This window comes from uncultured Roseobacter sp. (assembly GCF_947495025.1).
Classification (GTDB): Bacteria; Pseudomonadota; Alphaproteobacteria; order Rhodobacterales; family Rhodobacteraceae; genus Roseobacter.
In genome coordinates this window covers 1,158,260-1,176,023 of sequence record NZ_CANLXG010000001.1, presented here as the reverse complement: position 1 = coordinate 1,176,023, position 17,764 = coordinate 1,158,260, and the positions used below count along the sequence as shown (strand labels likewise).

Sequence of the window (17,764 nt, the reverse complement as noted above, 5' to 3'; positions counted from 1 at the left end):
CGGGCACTCTGCGCGCGATACAGCATGCGGGTGAGCGCCCGGGATCTGAGATTTCACGGCGGGGAGCCGGTCCGAGGTGTCGGTCTGTCTGCCAGCCAGTGATCGTCAAGGTTCTCCAGAGAGACCGGACGGCTGAAGTAAAAACCCTGGATCTGGTCGCAGTTGTGATATGACAGCCAGTCAAATTGCTCTCTGGTTTCAACGCCTTCGGCAACGACGGTCGCACCAACCTGTTGTCCCAGCGCAAGGATTAGACTGACGATTGGTCCCGTTTCAGGCAGTTGCCGGATGAAAGACTGGTCGATTTTCAGGCCGCTGAGCGGAAACTGGGAAATGTAGGCGAGGTTGGAATAACCCGTCCCGAAGTCATCAATCGCAATACGGTATCCCATTTCGGAGATTGCTTTGAGTTTCGACGCGATCGCACCGACATCACCGATCAGTATGTTTTCGGTGATCTCAAGTTCAATCCGGTGAGACGGAAAATCCCGTGTTGCCGCAAAGCGGGACAGCGTCTGCATCAGCTGTTTGTCCGAGAATTGTCGCGGCGAGATGTTCAGGGACATGTCTATGGACCGTCCGGCGTCATGCCATGCCCGGGCCTGGCGAAAACCGATCTCGAGCACGTGCTGCCCGAGCGTCTCGATCAGACCGGTTTCCTCGCACACAGGAATGAATTCATCCGGTGGGACCAGGCCGCGTTCCGGGTGGTTCCAGCGCACCAGCCCCTCGACAGAAACGACCGCGCCTGATTTTACATCGACGCGTGGCTGAAAATGCAGGACAAACTCTTCGTTTTGCAGCGCCTGTTCGATTTCGGACTCCAGCCTGATTTTCGCCAGAGCAGCCCTGCCCATATCCGTGTCAAAGAATGTCAGGCGGTTCCGGCCTTCTCTTTTGGAGTGATAAAGCGCGATATCTGCCTGCCGCATGACCGCTTCAAAATCGTCCTTACCCGGCGCGAAGCGGGCGCAGCCCATGCTGACATGAACGGGGATGCTGGCAGAGCCGCGCACAAGAGGGCCGGCGAGTTTCTCAAAAACCTGTTCGGCCCGTTGCAGGGCCATCTTGTCCTCCGCCGGGCAGGTCAGAAGAACAACAAATTCGTCGCCGCCGAGCCGGCCCACGATGTCACCATCCCGCACTGCGCTCAGAGCCCGTTTGGCCAGGGTTTTCAGAACGGCGTCGCCGGCTTCGTGGCCGAACGTGTCATTGACATGTTTGAAACGGTCAACGTCGAAGTAGAGCATGACATGACCGGTTTGCCCGTCTGCCTGCAAGGCATCAAAATGGCGCTGCATGTAAAACCGGTTATAGCAGCCGGTAAGCTGATCACGGTCTGCCAGATACCGCGCTGTATCGCGGGCTGTTTTCAGCTCGGTCACATCAATGGCGGTCACGAGAACGGCCGGTTCACCGGTAACGGCGTCGCTGCAAAGTTTGGCAGAGAGATCGAACCACATGGGATCCGGCGACAGGGCCACCTGCGCCACCATACGATGCTCGCCTCTGCCATCCAGGTCAAACATCATCGCGTGATAATCGGCTTTGTCAGTAAACAATGAGCCCAGGTTTTCGGCAGCGCAGCCAATGACATTGCGCGCGGCGGGGTTCATGTAGAGCGCAGTCCCCCTGAGATCAAAGTGGGCGATCATGACGTCGGTATGCAGCAGGGCCTCTGTGCTTCTGAGGTTGTCGGGCGTGTCCCCGGTTCCTGACAGGATCTCGCACAACATGGCCATCCGGTTATCCGGCAGGCGAAAACCCCGAAATGCGACGTTTGAGCTGACCGGCTTGCCATGCGGGTACAATGTCCACATTTCGCGGAACGTGATCCCGGGCTGGCGGAGGAAGTCGTCCTGATACTGACGCAGGCGACGCGCAACCGTTGTTGACATACCCAGAGACATGTCCCGCGCGCAGAGTTCAGCCTCGTCTTCGGCCTGCCACATGGTGCAGGCAGCAGCATTCGCGCAGATTACCCGGTTGTGATCAATGTCAAAGACCCAGACCGGGCTGGAAAGCTCCCGTACGACCTCAAACGTGTCCTGCCGGTCCGTCAGCGGGCCATCCGGTGCCGGTCCCGCCCTGTGATCGGGCCTGTGCGCGTGCATAAAGTGTTCTCCGCAGCTGCCGTTCAGGCAGCGCGATCCGACGCGCTGCCCAGGTCGGCCAGCGGACGGAAGTTATCTGTGCCGGTGACATCAGCAAGCCAGCGGCTGACAGACGGATAATCAGCGAGCGGAATGCCAGCTTCTTCAGTTACATGTACATAACCGAACAACGCGATGTCTGCGACCGAATAGCCCGAACCGAGCATGAACTCTGATCCTGCAAGATGTGTGTCCAGCCGCGCCAGCCCCGGTTTTGCGGCGGCCTGCCATGCTGCGATATCTGTTGCACGTTTTTCACGCTCTGCAGGCAGGATTGTGGTAAAAAAGCGCGCGGGCGAAATATAGGGCTCCAGGCGCGACTGCTCAAAGAACATCCATTGCAGAGCTGAGGCGCGCTCATGGTTGTCTGCGGGCATCAGATATGTGTTTTCGGCCAGATACCACAGCATCGCATTGCTCTCGCCCAGGCCCCGGCCACCGTCTGTGACAAGATAGGGCACGACGCCGTCAGGGTTGATTTTCATAAACCAGTCGGATTTCTGTTCGCCGGCCAGAACATCCACCATGGAAAGTTCAAACGGCAGGCCCAGCTGGTTGAGGGCCAGCCAGGGTTTGAAGCAGTTTCCGGAACCCGGGCAGGCATAAAGTCGCGTCATATTGTGGCCTTTCGTATAACAGGGACTGAACCCGCGAAATTAATCCTTGTCGGTTAAGCGGTGTTAAATCGGGCAGGTCCACAGACCGACGTTTTTCGGCAAATTGTCCGTTTCGAAGAGAACGCGGCCCGGTTCAGCAGGCGCTGGTCGGCGATGGCCCGGACATCCCGAAAATGCAGTTTGAGCAATCTCTTGCCCAGCGTTGGACGATTTCCGCCGAAAGGAGGCGGGTTTCTGTCTCTCAAGTTCAAAGGTTGTATAGTGGGGATAATCAGCGGTCCTGCGGATTTTTTTGTGTGTTTTGTGGATAAAGAGGGGCGGTTATGGATACGATTGATGGGATGCGCACCTTTGCTGCGGTCGCGGCGGAGGAATCCTTTACCGCTGGTGCACGGCGGCTCGGGATCAGCACAAAACTGGCCAGCAAATATGTGCGGCAGCTGGAAGAACGCCTCGGCGCTCAGCTTCTGCACCGGACGACGCGCAGCGTCACGCTGACGGACACAGGGCGCGCATATTTCACGCGCTGTCAGCCACTGCTTGACCAGTTTGACGAGCTGGAAGGGCTTGTGCAGGACAAACAGTCCGAGCTTGCCGGCCTGATCCGGATAACAGCGCCAACCGGTTTCGGCAGCACACATCTCGTCGAAGCGCTGCGTCCCTTTCAGCTCGAAAATCCGCGTGTCGAAATCGAACTGAACCTGTCGGATCACCATGTGTCTGTCATCGAACAGGGATTTGACCTGGCAATCCGGTTTGGTGCGCTCAGCGATTCAGTCCTCGTCGCACGGAAAATCCTCGACATGCGGATCGTCTGCGTCGCGTCGCCGGAATATCTCGCAGAACACGGCAGACCGCAGGATCCGGCGGCCCTGGCAACACACAACTGTCTGCTGCAGGCAACCGGTGACAGCAGCGATCACTGGGTCTTCAGGAAAGAAGGCAGGGACGTGACCGTTGCCGTGGGCGGAAACTTTCGCGCAAACTCGCCAATGGCAGTGGCACGCATGGCAGCCGGTGGCCTCGGGATCGGGCGGATACCGCTCTATACTGCGCAACCGCTGATCGACACAGGGCAGCTTCAGGCCTTGTTTGAGGATGCAGAGGTGGAATCGATCGGGCTCTATGCAGTGTACCCGCCGGGGCGTCACCTCACGGCGCGGATCCGGACACTTATTGAACATCTGCGTACCGAGCTGACCTGACCGGCTGACACGTCTGCCGACGGAATTTCGGGCCCGTTTCGTGTTACTCTCTGAACAGAACAGACGCAGAAGGCGGCACAGTGTGACGGATACGGCAGGAATCAGGTTTGCCTACGGATTTGGCCCGGCCCATCCGCCGGTTCCGGTCCGGCGTCTGCTGAACGATCTGAAAAAGCCGGACGACATGGTGTCGCGCTTTCCTGTTATGACCACATCTCAGGCTCTGCGCGAGGGACAGGCTTTCCGGAAGGCTGGTAAGGCCGCGCAGGCAGGAGACGCCGCGGCGCAGGCAAGGTACGAAACCCTGAGAATGTCCCTGCGCAATGCCGTAACCTCCGGGCTGAGATCTTCGGTTGCCCGCATGCTTGATACGCAGGCACCTCTGCGCGAGCGGCTTGTCTGGTTCTGGGCCGATCATTTTACCGCGGCGCCGGACAACCTCGTCCTGCGGGCCGGTGCGGTTTCCTATGTGGATGAGGCGATCCGCCCATATGTCACCGGCTATTTCGCGGATATGCTCAAGGCGGTTGTACGCCAGCCTGCGATGCTGAGCTATCTGGATCAGGCTGTATCTTTTGGCCCGGCGTCGCCGCTTGCGGCCCGCACCGGTCGCGGCCTTAACGAGAATTTCGCCAGAGAGCTGCTGGAACTGCACACCATGGGCGCAGGGTCGGGCTATACACAGCAGGATGTGCGCGCAGCCGCAGAGCTGCTGACGGGTCTGACGGTAAACCCGAAAACGGGTTTTGTTTTCCGCCCCGCGGGTGCGCAACCCGGCGCGGAAACAGTACTCGGGCGCAGCTATGGCTCGGACAAACGGGCCCGGCCCGGCGATATAGACGCCTTTCTCGACGATCTCGCCGCGCGGCCTGAAACCGCGAGGCATATAGCGCGCAAGCTGGCGGTACACTTTGTGGCAGACACGCCGCCGGGTTCTCTGGTTGCTGATCTGGCCGAAAGCTACAGCGCGTCCGGCGGAAACCTGATGGCGGTAACCCGCACACTGGCAGAGCATCCGCAAACAGCCTCTGCACCTTTGCGCAAGGTGCGCCAACCGCTTGAGTTCATTGTGTCGGCCCTGCGCGCGTTCGGCCTGACAGGCGCACAGATCAGCACGCTGCCTGCGCGCGACATGCGGCGTATGCTGGTGCGTCCGCTTGCGCAGATGGGGCAGCCTTTTATGCGACCACCCGGACCGGATGGATGGCCCGAAGCGCCGTCGCACTGGATCACTCCGCAGGGTCTGGCAGCCCGGATCAGCTGGTCCCGGGCCCTGACCGGGCGCCTTGAAGACAGCGTATCAGACCCCCGCCAGTTTCTGGAGCAGGTTTTACCGGGTATCGCCGGTCCGGATCTCCGGTTTGCGGTCCCGGCGGCGGAAACCAGGGCAGAGGGCATCACGATGGTTCTCGTCTCTTCGGAGTTCAACAGGCGTTAGGAGCAGGCATATGACATCTGCATTTCTGTCACGACGAACGATCCTGAAAGGACTTGGCAGCGCAGGGTGTTCCGCTGCTGCCTGGCCTTTTATGTCCGGCATCACAATGGCCTCGGCACCCTGGGATGCGAGACTGGTCGTTATTGTCCTGCGCGGTGCCGTGGATGGGCTTGACGTCGTTCGCCCGGTCGGAGATCCGGCGTTTGCAGGTCTCCGGTCTGGCTTCGGCAACGGGGTTCATGACCTCGATGGGTTTTTCGCACTGAACGCCGGTCTCTCTCAGCTGATGCCACTCTGGGATGCGGGCGAGCTGGCTTTTGCACATGCAGTGTCTACGCCGTACCGGAATGAGCGCAGCCATTTTGACGGTCAGAACATGCTGGAAGCCGGTATGGGCCCGGGGAGCGCGCCGGGAGAGAGGCGGGACGGCTGGCTGAACCGCCTGCTGCAGGCCAGCCCCGGGATTCACATGGAAACCGGATTTGCCATTGGCCGGGGCGATCTGCGGATTCTGGCCGGTGACGCACCAGTTGCAAACTGGTCGCCCGACAGCCGCCTGTCACTGGGGTCGGCAGCCGAACAGCTGCTGGTGCGTATGTACCGGTCTGATCCGCTGTTTCGTGATGCGGCAGCAGAGGCTCTGGTTCTTTCGCGCGATACAGAAGGCCTGCAAAGCGCGTCTGCGCGCACGCCGGGCCGGCCCGAGCGCGCCATTGCAGAGTTTGCGGCCAGCCGGATGCGTGGAGCCACGCGCATCGCGAGCTTTTCGCTGAGTGGCTGGGACACACACCGCGCTCAGGCACGCGAGATGCCGGGCCTGCTGGGGCGTTTGTCTGACACGATCCTGACGCTGCAGCGCGGGCTTGGCCCGGTCTGGTCCGAAACGGCCATACTGGCGGTAACAGAGTTTGGCCGAACGGTCCGCCAGAACGGATCGCAGGGTACCGATCACGGGACCGGTGGTGTCATGCTGATGGCCGGTGGGGCTGTCAGAGGCGGCGTGGTCTATACTGACTGGCCGGGTCTGTCCGAAGAAAACCTGCTGGACCGCAGGGATCTGATGCCGACTGCCGATGTGCGTGGTTACGCGGGTGCCGTGATGCAGGGCCTCTTCGGGCTTGAGCAGAGTATGATCGAACGGCATGTCTTTCCGGGCCTCGATCTTGCGGGCCTGCCAGAGGTTGTCCGGTGAGACCGGACAGATCAGCAGGGGGGCTCAATACCCAGACTGCGCAGCCGTATTTCCTGGCGCGCGGCCAGAGCATCGGTTTCAGCTGCAGCGGCGGCAGACAGGGTGGCACCGGGTCTGCGAAGTGTTGGATGTGCGATAACCCCCTGTCGGAACAATGAATACTTTCGGATGGCCAGTCCCATTCCCGGTTGAGCCTCGTACCGGATCATCGGCATATAGGCGTCAAAAATATCCCGGGCTCTGTGCTGATCACCGTCATCGAGCGCCGCGATAACCTGCGCCATCATCTCGGGATACCCAAAGCCAGTCATCGCGCCATCGGCACCCCGCAGCATCTCCTCAAGCAGATACAGTCCGCCATTGCCGCAGAGGATTGAAATACGCCGCGCGCCGGCGTCTGACGCAGCGCGCAGAGCCGATATTTTTTCAAGACCAGGCCAGTCTTCGTGTTTGAGCATCACGCAGGTCGGGCAGGTTTCGACAATCTGCAGAATGACGGACGCTGATATCTGTACGCCGGTCGCAAGCGGAAAATCCTGCAGAACAAAGGGAATACTGCCGAGGTTTTCTGCAACATCCTGAAAATACCCCAGGATCTGCGCATCGGTGCGCAGTGTGGGCGGGGGCGCCACCATGACACCGGCGGCTCCGGTGTCCACTGACGATTTTGCCAGCGCAGACATAGCCGCAAGACCAGGCGCTGAAACACCCACAACCACCGGCACAGAGGCCCGCGCGATGACCCGACTTACCACCAGTTTGGATTCCGCCGCGGTCAGTTTGCCGGCTTCTCCCATCATGCCAAGGATCGTCAGACCGGTGGCGCCACGTGCGATATAGGCGTCTACCATCCGGTCGAGGCTGTCCGTGTCCAGCTGGCCGTCCGGCAGGAAAGGTGTGGCCGCAATTGTGAAAACGCCATGGGTGGTCTCGTCAATCATCGCAGGGCCTTTCGTTTCGGTGTGTCAGCCTCAGGGCGATCTGCCCCAGAGCCATGGCTGCGGCTGCCTGAGTGGGCTCAACCACCGGCAGACCTGTTGCATCCTTGAGGTCGTCCCGGTACCGCGCCATGCCCGCACACCCCATGATCAGAACATCGGCGCCGTCTTTGTCACGGAGAGTTTTTCCGGTCCGGATCATCGCCTGAAGGCAATTGTCGTCGTCTGCCAGATCCGCGACACCGAGGCCAAGTGCACGATCCCCCGCCAGCCTGTCCAGCACACCCATCGCCCCAAAGGCGCGCAGATGCCGGGGAACCGACCTTGCGAGAATTGAGATTACGCCGAACCGGTGCCCCAGTGTCAGAGCTGTCATGACAGCAGCCTCCTGAATACCGGTAACGGGCAGGGCGGTCTGATCGCGGAGCGCGTGCAGGCCGGGGTCGCCAAAGCAGGCAATAACATACCCGGCCGCATCTTTCTGCTGTGCTGCCAGGTCAAGCATCGGCGCGATTGTGCGGTCTGCCTGCAACTGGGTTTCGATACCGGCGGGCCCCGCGGCCAGGGTAAGACAGCGGATCGGTGTGCCAAAGCGGCGCAATGGCTCGACCGCCGTGTCGATACCCCGTGTCACCGTTTCCGACGAATTGGGATTGATCACAATCAGTGACTTCATGCGTCCGCCCGTGACGCTGACTGAATTTCGATCTGATAGCCTTCGGGGTCCGGCATGACAAACGCGCGGATGCCCAGTGCTTCATTTTCGAACATTTCTGACAAACCAGGGATTTCCTGTGCTGCGGCCCAGCTGTACCATCCGTCGACGTCGGGCGTGCGGATGCAAAGCTGTACCGGCTTTTCCGGCGTCCAGCGGTTCATGCCGCGGGTTTCGTCAACCAGTCCGACGTGCGCGCCCCCACAGATGCGGTAGATTTTACACCAGCCCTGATCGATTGCGAGCGTCAGCCCCAGGACGTTCTCGTAGAAATCCATCGCCCGGGGCAGATCGCGATAGTAGAAAAAAGTGATGGCGAGCGTGTTTTCGATGACCGGCCGGTTCATGCCCTGACCTCTGGTGTGGAGGTGAAAGTGACCGGTTCCGGCCGTTGTATTCTCCGGCCCGTTCCGGGCGAGCCCAGAAACGTTCCGTCGTCAACGAGCAGATCACCGCGCAGAAAAACCTGTACAGGCCAGCCGGTAATACTGCGACCGCTCCAGGGATTGTATCCCACGTTGTCATGCAGATCGTCGTCGCCCCAGGTCACCTTTCGGTCCGGGTCCCAGATTGCAATATCAGCGTCCATACCGGGCGCGATCGATCCTTTGCCGGCGAGCCCGTAAAGGCGCGCAGGAGCAGTGGCCGTCAGCTCTGCGAAAGCAGAAAGCCCGGCGTCTCCCTGTGAAACCATCGCGTCGAACATCAGCGGCAGCCGCGTTTCCAGTCCGGGCAGGCCATTTGCGATCTGGTGAAAACCGGCATCCGGCCCGGCGGACAGTTTACCCGTTTCATCAAACCGGTAGGGCGCATGATCTGATGAAACCAGTGAGAGCGTACCGTCCGCCAGTCCGTCACGGAGTGCGTCCTGATCGGTCTTTGTGCGCTGGGGGGGTGAGCACATCCATTTCGCGCCCTCAAGGCCCGGGCGGTCCAGAACGTCAGCGGTCATGAAAAGATAATGCGGACAGGTCTCCGCCCTGACAGGTGCGCCACGGGCCTGTGCTGCGCGTATTGCAGTGACACTTTCGGCTGCAGAGACATGAAAAATCATCACTGACTGGTCCAGGTGTTCTGCAAACCGGCAGACGCGTTCGATTGCCTCGATCTCGGCAACGCGGGGGCGTGACCTGGCGTGGTCTGCGGGGGTGATCTGTCCGGCTTCGATCAGACGGTCGCGCGCATCCGCGATGATCGCATCATTTTCCGCATGTACACAGACCAGAGCTCCGGCCTCACGCGCCAGGCGCATGACCCCCAGCAGTGCGGCGTCGTCCAGCTGAATGTTATATGTGGTGAACACCTTGAGCGACCGGTGACCTTCTGCGGCGAACCGTCGGATGTCCTGCCCGAAGTCCTTTACCGCAGGGTCCGTGACCGTGATGTGAAACGCATAGTCGATCATGGCGCCCCGTCCGGCGCGGGCGGCGTAATCGGCCACGGTCTGCTTAATGCTTTGCCCTTTGTTCTGCGCGGCAAATGAGATCACGCTGGTCGTACCACCCATGGCGGCGGATTTCGTAGCTGTTTCAAAGGTATCGGCGTTCCACTGGCCCATCCCGGACATCTGTTCTATGTGCGCATGCGGGTCGATACCACCGGGCAAAACCACTTTGTCCGTGGCATCGACAACTTTGTCTGCCGCGCTGAATTCAGGGCCGACGGAGATGATTTTTCCGCCCCGAATACCGAGATCGCCCATGATCACACCCTGCGGTGTGACGATCTGGCCGCCTTTTATCACGGTGTCAGGTCGCATCGCGTTCCTTTGTGTTGCATTGCCGCTCAGCATGACGTCATTTTGCGCGCATGCAAAGTCCCGCTGCGTGCTCACGGGCCGTGCTTTATTCAATGGCATAAACAGGCAGAATTCCGAGATGACCTCAGACAGCCCGATACGTTCATTCTGCGTGCTGTTTCTGCAGCGCCGCGGAACAGGAGCCGGAGCGTGACTGTGGCCTCACCCAGCAGATCCGCGGTGCGGGCCGCTTTGTGGCGTGACCGTGGGTGGCGCGCAGTCGTGGCGGCCTTCACCTTTAACGGGCTCTTGTTCGGTGTCTGGGCATCCCGTGTGCCCGCGTTCAAAGAGGGCTTTGCGCTGGAACCGGGCACGCTTGGCCTGCTTTTGCTGGCGCTCGCAGCCGGGGCAATTGTATCCTTCCCTCTGGCCGGGGCATTGTCCGAAAAATGGGGCGCTGACCGCCTGACGATCAGATGTGCTTTTGTCTATGGGCCGGCACTGGTTGCCCTGGCGCTTGCACCCGGGCCAGTGTCACTGGCGGTGCTGCTGTTCTTTTTTGGCGCGGCGCATGGCTCCATGGATGTTGCGATGAACGGCTGGGGGGCACAGATCGAGGATCGCCTCGAACGTAGTACAATGTCGGTTTTTCACGCGGCGTTCAGCCTCGGAGCGGGGCTGGGGGCTGCCAGCGGTTATGCTGCTGTAAGCGCCGGGCTTGGTGTCCTGCCCCATTTTGCGGCTGTTGTCGTGCCGGGCGGTATTCTGGCGCTCGCTCTTATGATCCCGGCGGCGGCGGCACCGACAGCTGTGACAGGGCCGGACAGCCCACCCGGGCCATTGGTTGCGCTCCCGCGCGGCGCGCTTGGATTTGTCGGTCTGATTGCGCTGTCAGCGTCGATGGGCGAGGGGGCAATCGCTGACTGGGGTGCGGTTTTCCTGCGCATTGCCGTCGAGGCGACGGAGGCCCAGGCGGCACTGGGCTATGCGGTTTTCAGTATTATGATGGTGCTTGTGCGGCTGACGGGGGGGCATCTGACAGAACGTTTCGGGCCAGTGCTGACGACACGGGCCAGCGCGGTCTCTGCATTCACTGGAATGATGCTCGTGGTCTTTAGTGAGGCACTTGGGACAGTGTTGTCCGGTTTTGCGCTGGTAGGGGCGGGTTACGCGGTATTGATGCCGCTCGTGTTCTCCCGTGCGGCCCGCGATGAGACTATGGCGCCCGGTCCTGCCATCGCAGCAGTTGCGACACTGGGATACGGGGGCATGCTTCTTGGCCCGCCGGTTATCGGGTTCATTGCAGAGCTTACCGGTCTGCGTCTGTCGTTTCTGGTCCTGGCCGCACTCGCTGTGATGGCCTTTGTTCTGGCGCCGTGGTTGCGTCCACCTGTGCGCGGGAAGTGAGTCCGGGCCGGCGATCAGCGCTCGGATCCCTGTCTGGTTGATCTGCGGGGCTTTCGGATCTGCGCTGAGACATCCGGAGACACTTGTCACTGAATGCGGCCGGTTTTGCGCGCGTGGCCGGTTCAGACGCGATAACTCGGCAACCCCTGAAAGGCCTCGCGCAGCGCATCTCCCCATCCGTTGGAAATCGTCTGATACACGGGGTCCGACTCTTCAATGCGGGTTCTGCGATCAGAGGTGAGGCTGTCCCGCTCATAAACGTGCAGATCAAATGGCAGACCACACGACAGGTTTGATTTCACAGTGGAATCAAAGGAAACCAACAACAGCTTTACCGCATCCTCAAAGGCCATTGCCGGATCATAGGTCCGCACCAGGATCGGTTTGCCGTACTTCGTTTCACCAATCTGAAAAAATGGTGTGTCGTCGCTGATCTCGATGAAATTGCCTTCGGGATATATGAGGAAAATGGTTGGCTCACCGCCTTTGATCTGTCCGCCCACAATGATTGACGCGGCAAAACGGTCATCGGCTGTCGGACCGTCGGGGCCGGAATCAGCAATCACTTCTTTCAGCGTTGCACCCACCAGTCGCGCAACCTGAAACATTGTTTCGCGGCTCAGAATGCCGGGGTCGCGCGCCTCGGTGGCCACCGAGCGTTCTTCGAGAAGGCTGACAACTGCCTGTGTCGTCGCGAGATTGCCTGCCGTCATGAGGGTGATGCTGCGCTCGCCCGGAACTGTCCAGTTGAACATCTTGCGGCTGGTGGAAAAGTTGTCGACACCCGCATTGGTACGGGTATCCGACATAAACACCAGCCCGTCGTTGAGCCGCATCCCGACGCAATAAGTCATCCGAGGTCTTTCAGTGGTTTTGATCTGATCAAATGACTACTGCTGTACCTGCAAAGATACAATCATCGACTCGTCAGCAGTGCCGTGACGCAGGCCGTAAATCGGTGCAGCCTCGGCCCCGTCCCGTCCGATCGCGATACGCACATACCGTTCATCCGGTGAGATGCCGTTTGAGACATCGAAACCAACCCATCCAAGCCGGTCAATATGTGCTTCGGCCCAGGCGTGGCTGGCATCCTGATCGGCCCGGTCATCCATCATCAGATACCCGCTGACATATCGCGCCGGGATGCCGGCGGAACGCGCGGCGGCAATGAATATATGCGCGTGGTCCTGACACACGCCCTTGCCGGTCGCCAGTGCCTCTGCTGCGGTCGTGCCGACCTGTGTGGCACCGGTTTCGTACGGAACGGCCTCCAGAACGGACGCTGACAGGGCGTGCAGCTCTGTCAGCCTGTCACCTGCCTCTGCCATACCGGCCGCCAGATCCCGGATTGCCGGGTTGCAGGTCGTCTGTGGCGTTTCCCGCTGAAAGTGCCACAGGGGCGCGCGTCCGTATACCTGGCCGAAAACGCCGGCTGTGTCCTTGGTGTTTATCTGTCCTTCGGCGCGGATGATCAGTTCGGTCGTACCCGGATTGGCACTGATCAGATCAGTCTGATTGCCATAGTGATCGCGGTATCCCGCCTCGGCCTTGCCGCCATCTGCATGCAGGGTCCATTCGACAACGGTCTGCACCGCATCCGAGCGCGGCGTCAGACGCACTTTCTGCAGGGCGTATTCCACCGGATGGCTGTACGAGTAGCGGGTTTCATGGCGGATACTGAGCAGCATTATCTGTTGAACCGGTAATCTTCCTCGATCTGCAGTCCCAGACGGGCAGTGTCCTGCAGGATCGAACTGATGAACTCGTGAAGACCCTCTTCAAAGATGGACGCAATGTCACGGTCTTTCAGGCGGGCACGCAGATCGTCCGCAAGATCGTGACAGGGCATCCGGGTGCCATATTCCTCGGCGATGTAGCTCAGATTGTCCACGATCTGCGCGACACTGAACGACAGCGAGCGGGGCATACGGCGATCCAGGATCAGAAAGCGTGCGATATTGGGCGCGTTGAACTCTCCATCCTCGGCCCAGCGAAACGAGCGGTGACCGGATACGGATCGCAACAGGGTTTCCCACTGAACATTGTCAATCCGGCTGCCGACAAAGGTTGGCGCTGGCAAAAGGGCGTAGTATTTCACATCAATAATCCGGGCCGTGCTGTCGGTGCGCTCGATGAAAGTTCCCAGACGACAGAAATCGAAGATGTCGTTGCGCAGCATGGTACCGTGCAGCGCGCCGCGTACGAGCGCTGATTGTTGACGGATCGTTGCCAGAACATGCGGAAGCTCTGTCTCAGGGACAGGCTCGCGCAGCAGATCGCAAAAAAGCATCCAGGTTTCATTCACAGCAGACCAGACTTCTGTGGTCAGGGCCGTCCGGACCAGCCGCGCATTGTCGCGGGCCATTTTCATGACAGACAGGACCGAGCCGGGGTTGTCCGGGTCGCGCAGCAGAAAATCGGTAACCCGCGTGCTGTCATACCCATCGTAGCGCGCGTCATATTGTGGCTGTACCGCAGAGGTGATGATAACGGACTGCCACTCGCTTTCGGCATCGCTGGATCTCGTCAGTGCTATGCGGAACCCGGCCTCGATCAGGCGCGCGGTGTTTTCCGCCCGCTCCAGAAAGCGGAACATCCAGTACAGACCTCCTGCGGTTTTTCCCAGCATATCAGTCTTCCAGTACCCAGGTGTCTTTGGTACCGCCGCCCTGGCTTGAGTTGACCACCAGGCTGCCTTCGGTCAGCGCGACCCGCGTCAGCCCACCCGGTGTAATGTTGACGCCAGAGGGCGACACGAGTGCGAAGGGCCGCAGATCGACGTGTCGCGGAGCCAGATCGGCGCCCGTGAAAATCGGACAGGTCGACAGCGACAGAGTTGGCTGAGCGATATAATTGCCGGGTCGGGCCCGCAGCTTGTCGGCGAAATCGGCAAGTTCCTTCCTGCTGGCCGCGGGGCCGACCAGCATACCGTACCCGCCTGAACCATGGACCTCTTTGACTACAAGATCCGCCAGGTTATCCAGCACGTAACGCAGCGCCCCGGGTTCGGAGCAGCGGAAGGTCTGCACATTTTTCAGGATTGCCTTCTCGCCAGTGTAGAACTCAATAATATCAGGCATATAGCTGTATATTGCCTTGTCATCGGCCACACCGGTTCCCGGCGCGTTTGCGATCGTGATATTACCCGCGCGGTAGACGTCCATAATGCCGGGCACGCCGAGCATCGAGGTCGGATTAAAGGTAAGGGGGTCCAGAAACTCATCGTCGACGCGCCGGTAGATTACATCGATGACTTTGTAGCCTTTTGTGGTGCGCATCGCGATATGGCCATCAACCACGCGCAGGTCGTGGCCTTCTACCAGTTCGACACCCATCTGATCGGCCAGAAAGCTGTGTTCGAAATACGCGGAGTTGTGGATGCCTGGTGTCAGTACAACAACACAGGGCCTGCCGTTGCAGGAAGCAGGTGCAGAACTTTCCAGCGACCGGCGCAGGTTCTTTGGATAGTCGCTGACCCGCTGCACCCTGATGCGGCTGAAAAGCTCCGGGAACATCTGCAGCATGGTTTCGCGGTTTTCGAGCATGTAGCTGACACCGGACGGTGTCCGTGCATTGTCCTCGAGCACGTAAAAATCGTTTTCGCCGGTGCGCACAATATCCGTGCCGACGATATGGGTATAGACCTCTCCAGGAGGGCTGAAATCCATCATCTGCGGCAGGAAGGCTTCGTTCCGGGAAATCAGGTCAACCGGAATAATACCTGCCCTCAGAATTTCCTGGCGATTGTAGATATCGTTCAGAAAGGCATTGATTGCACAGACACGCTGGTCAATCCCGCGGGACAGCTTTGTCCATTCGCGTGATGAAAGAATGCGCGGTACCAGATCGAACGGGATAAGTCGTTCTTCGGCGTCGCTTGCTCCATAGACATTGAAGGTGATGCCGGTACGCCGGAAAAAGGCTTCGGCTTCCTGCGACTTGCGGGCAAGCCGGTCTGTGTTCTGCTGCGCGAACCACGCCTCGTAATCACTGTAGGGCGTTCTGGCCTGCGCCCCGTCGCGCATCTCGTCAAAAAACTGGCCCGGAGTATTCATCCCTTCAGCATGCACAACGCGCTGTCAGAAGCAATGCATCGGCGCGGCATAATGCTTATCCGCCGGGAGGCTGACTGTTTATTAGCCAGTGCGTCACAAAAACGGCTGTTCAAAAGGGGGGCAGCGTGGTGTGATCGTGACGGACTTTCCGGTCGGATCGGTTCAGGATGCGGCCTCAAGGTCATCGGGGCCGACAATTTTCTGAACTTCCTGCAGGCTCAGAGGTTTGCCAAAATAGTATCCCTGCACAAAGGTACAGTTTTCCGAGCGCAGGAAACTGAGTTCACTTTCCTGTTCCACCCCTTCCGCCAGAACCGGTATTTTCAGTGCATCACCAAGCAGCAGAGTGGACCGGACGATGGCGGCGCGCTGATGGTCTGTATGGACATCCTGTACAAAACTCTGATCGATTTTGATCTTGTCGAACGGAAAGGCCTGTAGCGTTGCAAGCGATGAGTACCCGGTCCCGAAGTCATCCATGGCAATGCGCACACCCATGGCTTTGATTTTGTGCATGACATCAATGGTGAGTTCCTGGTCTTCAATGATGCTGGCCTCTGTCACTTCCAGTTCCAGCCGCTCTGGCGGCAGTCTGCTCTCGATAAGGATGTCAGACAGATGCTCCAGGAAAGTCGGCTGCACCAGTTGCTGAGGCGCGACATTCACGGCGACGCTGAAAGGTTTGGTCCAGGTCGCAGCCTCCATGCACGCCGTGCGCAGGACCCACAGACCGATTTCGCGGATCAGGCCTGTTTCTTCAGCAACCGGGATAAACTCTGCCGGTGATATCCGGCCTTTTTCAGGGTGGTTCCATCTGATCAGTACCTCAAAGCCCACCGGCGCGAGGGATATCAGATCGTTCTGCAACTGATACACCAGTTCGAATTGGCCCCGGGAGGCCGCCTGCCGCAGATCGCTGATCAGCTGAAGTCGGTCACGGCTCTGCTCATCCAGTTCAGGATCGTAGAAACAGAGCAGCTTGTCTGCGTGCATTTTGGCGCGGTACATGGCCAGGTCAGATTTTTGCAGCAGGTCTTCAGCGACCCTGCCATGTTCAAGCGTCGTAGCGGCTCCAACAGATGCTCTCAGCGCGGCAGAGACAAACTCCAGTTCTACGGGGGTGGTGATCTGCCTGTTCAGGCGCTGCGCAAAATCCTCAACTTCCTGTGCTGAACGGATGCCCAGTTTGAGCGCAACGAATTCGTCACCGCCCGTGCGTGCAACAAACTCTCCTTCGGCGCAGCAGGATCGTAGTCTGAGCGCAATTTCTTTCAGCACTGCATCGCCGGCCGCATGCCCGTGAAGATCATTGATCTCTTTGAACAGATCCAGATCAATTGTCATAACTGCGGCATGGAGATCGTGCTTTTGCTTCATGGCGCGTTCAAACCGCTCCATCTGGCGGCTCAGTTCAAGCCGGTTGGGCAGTCCTGTCAGATGGTCGTGATGCGCTGTATGCTCAAGCTGTTCCAGTGCCTCGCGCTCAATGTTGACCTCAATACTGATAGCGGCAAATCCGACCACGAGAATGACAGCAGTAACCGCCGAGATCATCAGACCGAGAACAGCGTCGGGAAGGACCTGAGGCGGCACCTCAATCAGCGGGCTGAATTCGAGCGCAAAGGCTGTCATGCCTGTAAAGTGCATGGTGCAGATCGCCAGAACCATCAGAGCCGACCCGCCCAGCCAGCAATAACGGGTAACGGGAAACAGGACACGGTGGTAGGCCGCGGCGCCGAGGGTCATGCCCAGCAAAACAGAGACCAGCACTGTTCCGGGGTTCCAGACCAGCGTGCCCGGCAGCAGATAGGCTGACATGCCTGTATAGTGCATCGTGGAGACCGTCAGGCCGAAGCCGGCACCGGCGATTATCCATCTGAAAGAGCCGGTAACAAAGGCTATTGTCGCATTGGACAGCAGCATGCCACCGACTGCGACCGCGAGAGACAGCCCCGTCAGAACCGGTTCGTACCCGTGCTCGAAGCCCGGATCATACGCCAGCATTGCAATAAAGTGTGTTGACCAGATTGTGGCTCCTGCAATCAGGCTGCCCAGCACCAGCTGTACCTGTTGGCGGCGCCCGCCGGACCCGAGAATACGTCTGGAGATCAGGACCGAGAGGCAGGAGCCGATCACGCACACAAGCGCTGCCACAGCAACCAGCCAGTGGTTGTGCTCATGCGTCAGACACTCGATTACACGGTACAAAACCTAACCCCGGCTCCCAGATCAGGCGCATCGGTAACCCGGTTCCGGTAAACGTCTCCTTTAGGCAGACAGATGATTTTCAGACATTTTTCAATGCA

15 protein-coding genes are annotated in these 17,764 nt (G+C 59.4%); 4 read left to right on the top strand and 11 right to left on the bottom strand.

Annotated elements, in window-relative coordinates; translation table 11 throughout:
- Window positions 1-53: 53 nt before the first annotated feature.
- The gene (locus Q0792_RS05560; RefSeq protein ID WP_298837310.1) at window positions 54-2,114 is read right to left on the bottom strand and encodes a bifunctional diguanylate cyclase/phosphodiesterase; all 2,061 of its coding nucleotides are present in this window, start codon (window positions 2,112-2,114) and stop codon (window positions 54-56) included.
- A gap of 23 nt (window positions 2,115-2,137) precedes the next feature.
- The gene (locus Q0792_RS05555) at window positions 2,138-2,770 is read right to left on the bottom strand and encodes a glutathione S-transferase family protein (RefSeq protein ID WP_298837308.1); all 633 of its coding nucleotides are present in this window, start codon (window positions 2,768-2,770) and stop codon (window positions 2,138-2,140) included.
- Window positions 2,771-3,093: 323 nt separating this feature from the next.
- On the opposite strand from Q0792_RS05555, the gene Q0792_RS05550 reads away from it, so the two are divergent.
- The 3 genes from Q0792_RS05550 to Q0792_RS05540 all read left to right on the top strand — a co-directional run bounded on the left by Q0792_RS05550 (window position 3,094) and on the right by Q0792_RS05540 (window position 6,605).
- Window positions 3,094-3,975 carry a LysR family transcriptional regulator gene (locus Q0792_RS05550; protein WP_298837306.1) on the top strand — a complete coding sequence of 294 codons (882 nt, stop codon included), beginning with the start codon at window positions 3,094-3,096 and terminating at the stop codon, window positions 3,973-3,975.
- 82 nt (window positions 3,976-4,057) lie between these two features.
- The gene (locus Q0792_RS05545; RefSeq protein ID WP_298837304.1) at window positions 4,058-5,413 is read left to right on the top strand and encodes a DUF1800 domain-containing protein; all 1,356 of its coding nucleotides are present in this window, start codon (window positions 4,058-4,060) and stop codon (window positions 5,411-5,413) included.
- Between the two features lie 10 nt (window positions 5,414-5,423).
- A complete protein-coding gene (locus Q0792_RS05540; RefSeq protein ID WP_298837302.1) occupies window positions 5,424-6,605 on the top strand; it encodes a DUF1501 domain-containing protein in 1,182 nt (393 codons plus the stop codon).
- An 11-nt stretch (window positions 6,606-6,616) separates the two neighbouring features.
- Here the strand turns inward: Q0792_RS05540 and Q0792_RS05535 are convergent, their stop codons facing one another.
- The 4 genes from Q0792_RS05535 to hydA are packed head-to-tail and all read right to left on the bottom strand — an operon-like array spanning window position 6,617 to window position 10,017.
- Window positions 6,617-7,546, bottom strand: a complete 930-nt coding sequence (locus Q0792_RS05535) for a dihydrodipicolinate synthase family protein (protein ID WP_298837299.1) — start codon at window positions 7,544-7,546, stop codon at window positions 6,617-6,619.
- A complete protein-coding gene (locus tag Q0792_RS05530; RefSeq protein WP_298837297.1) occupies window positions 7,539-8,219 on the bottom strand; it encodes an aspartate/glutamate racemase family protein in 681 nt (226 codons plus the stop codon). The genes Q0792_RS05535 and Q0792_RS05530 overlap by 8 nt, the downstream gene beginning before the upstream one ends.
- Entirely contained in the window at window positions 8,216-8,605 is a 390-nt protein-coding gene (locus Q0792_RS05525; RefSeq protein ID WP_298837294.1) for a VOC family protein, read from the bottom strand. The genes Q0792_RS05530 and Q0792_RS05525 overlap by 4 nt, the downstream gene beginning before the upstream one ends.
- Entirely contained in the window at window positions 8,602-10,017 is a 1,416-nt protein-coding gene (gene hydA / locus Q0792_RS05520) for a dihydropyrimidinase (RefSeq protein ID WP_298837291.1), read from the bottom strand. Before hydA ends, Q0792_RS05525 begins: the two co-directional genes overlap by 4 nt.
- Window positions 10,018-10,212: 195 nt before the next feature.
- Here hydA and Q0792_RS05515 point away from each other — a divergent pair, with 195 nt between their 5' ends.
- Complete coding sequence (locus Q0792_RS05515) at window positions 10,213-11,403, top strand: MFS transporter (protein WP_298837288.1); 1,191 nt, start codon at window positions 10,213-10,215, stop codon at window positions 11,401-11,403.
- A gap of 122 nt (window positions 11,404-11,525) precedes the next feature.
- Here Q0792_RS05515 and Q0792_RS05510 read toward each other — a convergent pair whose 3' ends face one another.
- The 5 genes from Q0792_RS05510 to Q0792_RS05490 all read right to left on the bottom strand — a co-directional run bounded on the left by Q0792_RS05510 (window position 11,526) and on the right by Q0792_RS05490 (window position 17,666).
- Window positions 11,526-12,257 (bottom strand): proteasome-type protease, encoded by a 732-nt coding sequence (locus tag Q0792_RS05510; RefSeq protein WP_298837284.1) that lies wholly within the window; start codon window positions 12,255-12,257, stop codon window positions 11,526-11,528.
- A 36-nt stretch (window positions 12,258-12,293) separates the two neighbouring features.
- Window positions 12,294-13,091, bottom strand: a complete 798-nt coding sequence (locus Q0792_RS05505) for a transglutaminase family protein (RefSeq protein WP_298837281.1) — start codon at window positions 13,089-13,091, stop codon at window positions 12,294-12,296.
- Window positions 13,091-14,032 (bottom strand): alpha-E domain-containing protein, encoded by a 942-nt coding sequence (locus Q0792_RS05500; protein WP_298837278.1) that lies wholly within the window; start codon window positions 14,030-14,032, stop codon window positions 13,091-13,093. Before Q0792_RS05500 ends, Q0792_RS05505 begins: the two co-directional genes overlap by 1 nt.
- Window position 14,033: 1 nt before the next feature.
- Window positions 14,034-15,458, bottom strand: coding sequence for a circularly permuted type 2 ATP-grasp protein (locus Q0792_RS05495; RefSeq protein ID WP_298837276.1), 1,425 nt, complete (start codon window positions 15,456-15,458; stop codon window positions 14,034-14,036).
- Between the two features lie 162 nt (window positions 15,459-15,620).
- Entirely contained in the window at window positions 15,621-17,666 is a 2,046-nt protein-coding gene (locus Q0792_RS05490; RefSeq protein ID WP_298837274.1) for a bifunctional diguanylate cyclase/phosphodiesterase, read from the bottom strand.
- Between the last annotated feature and the right edge of the window lie 98 nt (window positions 17,667-17,764).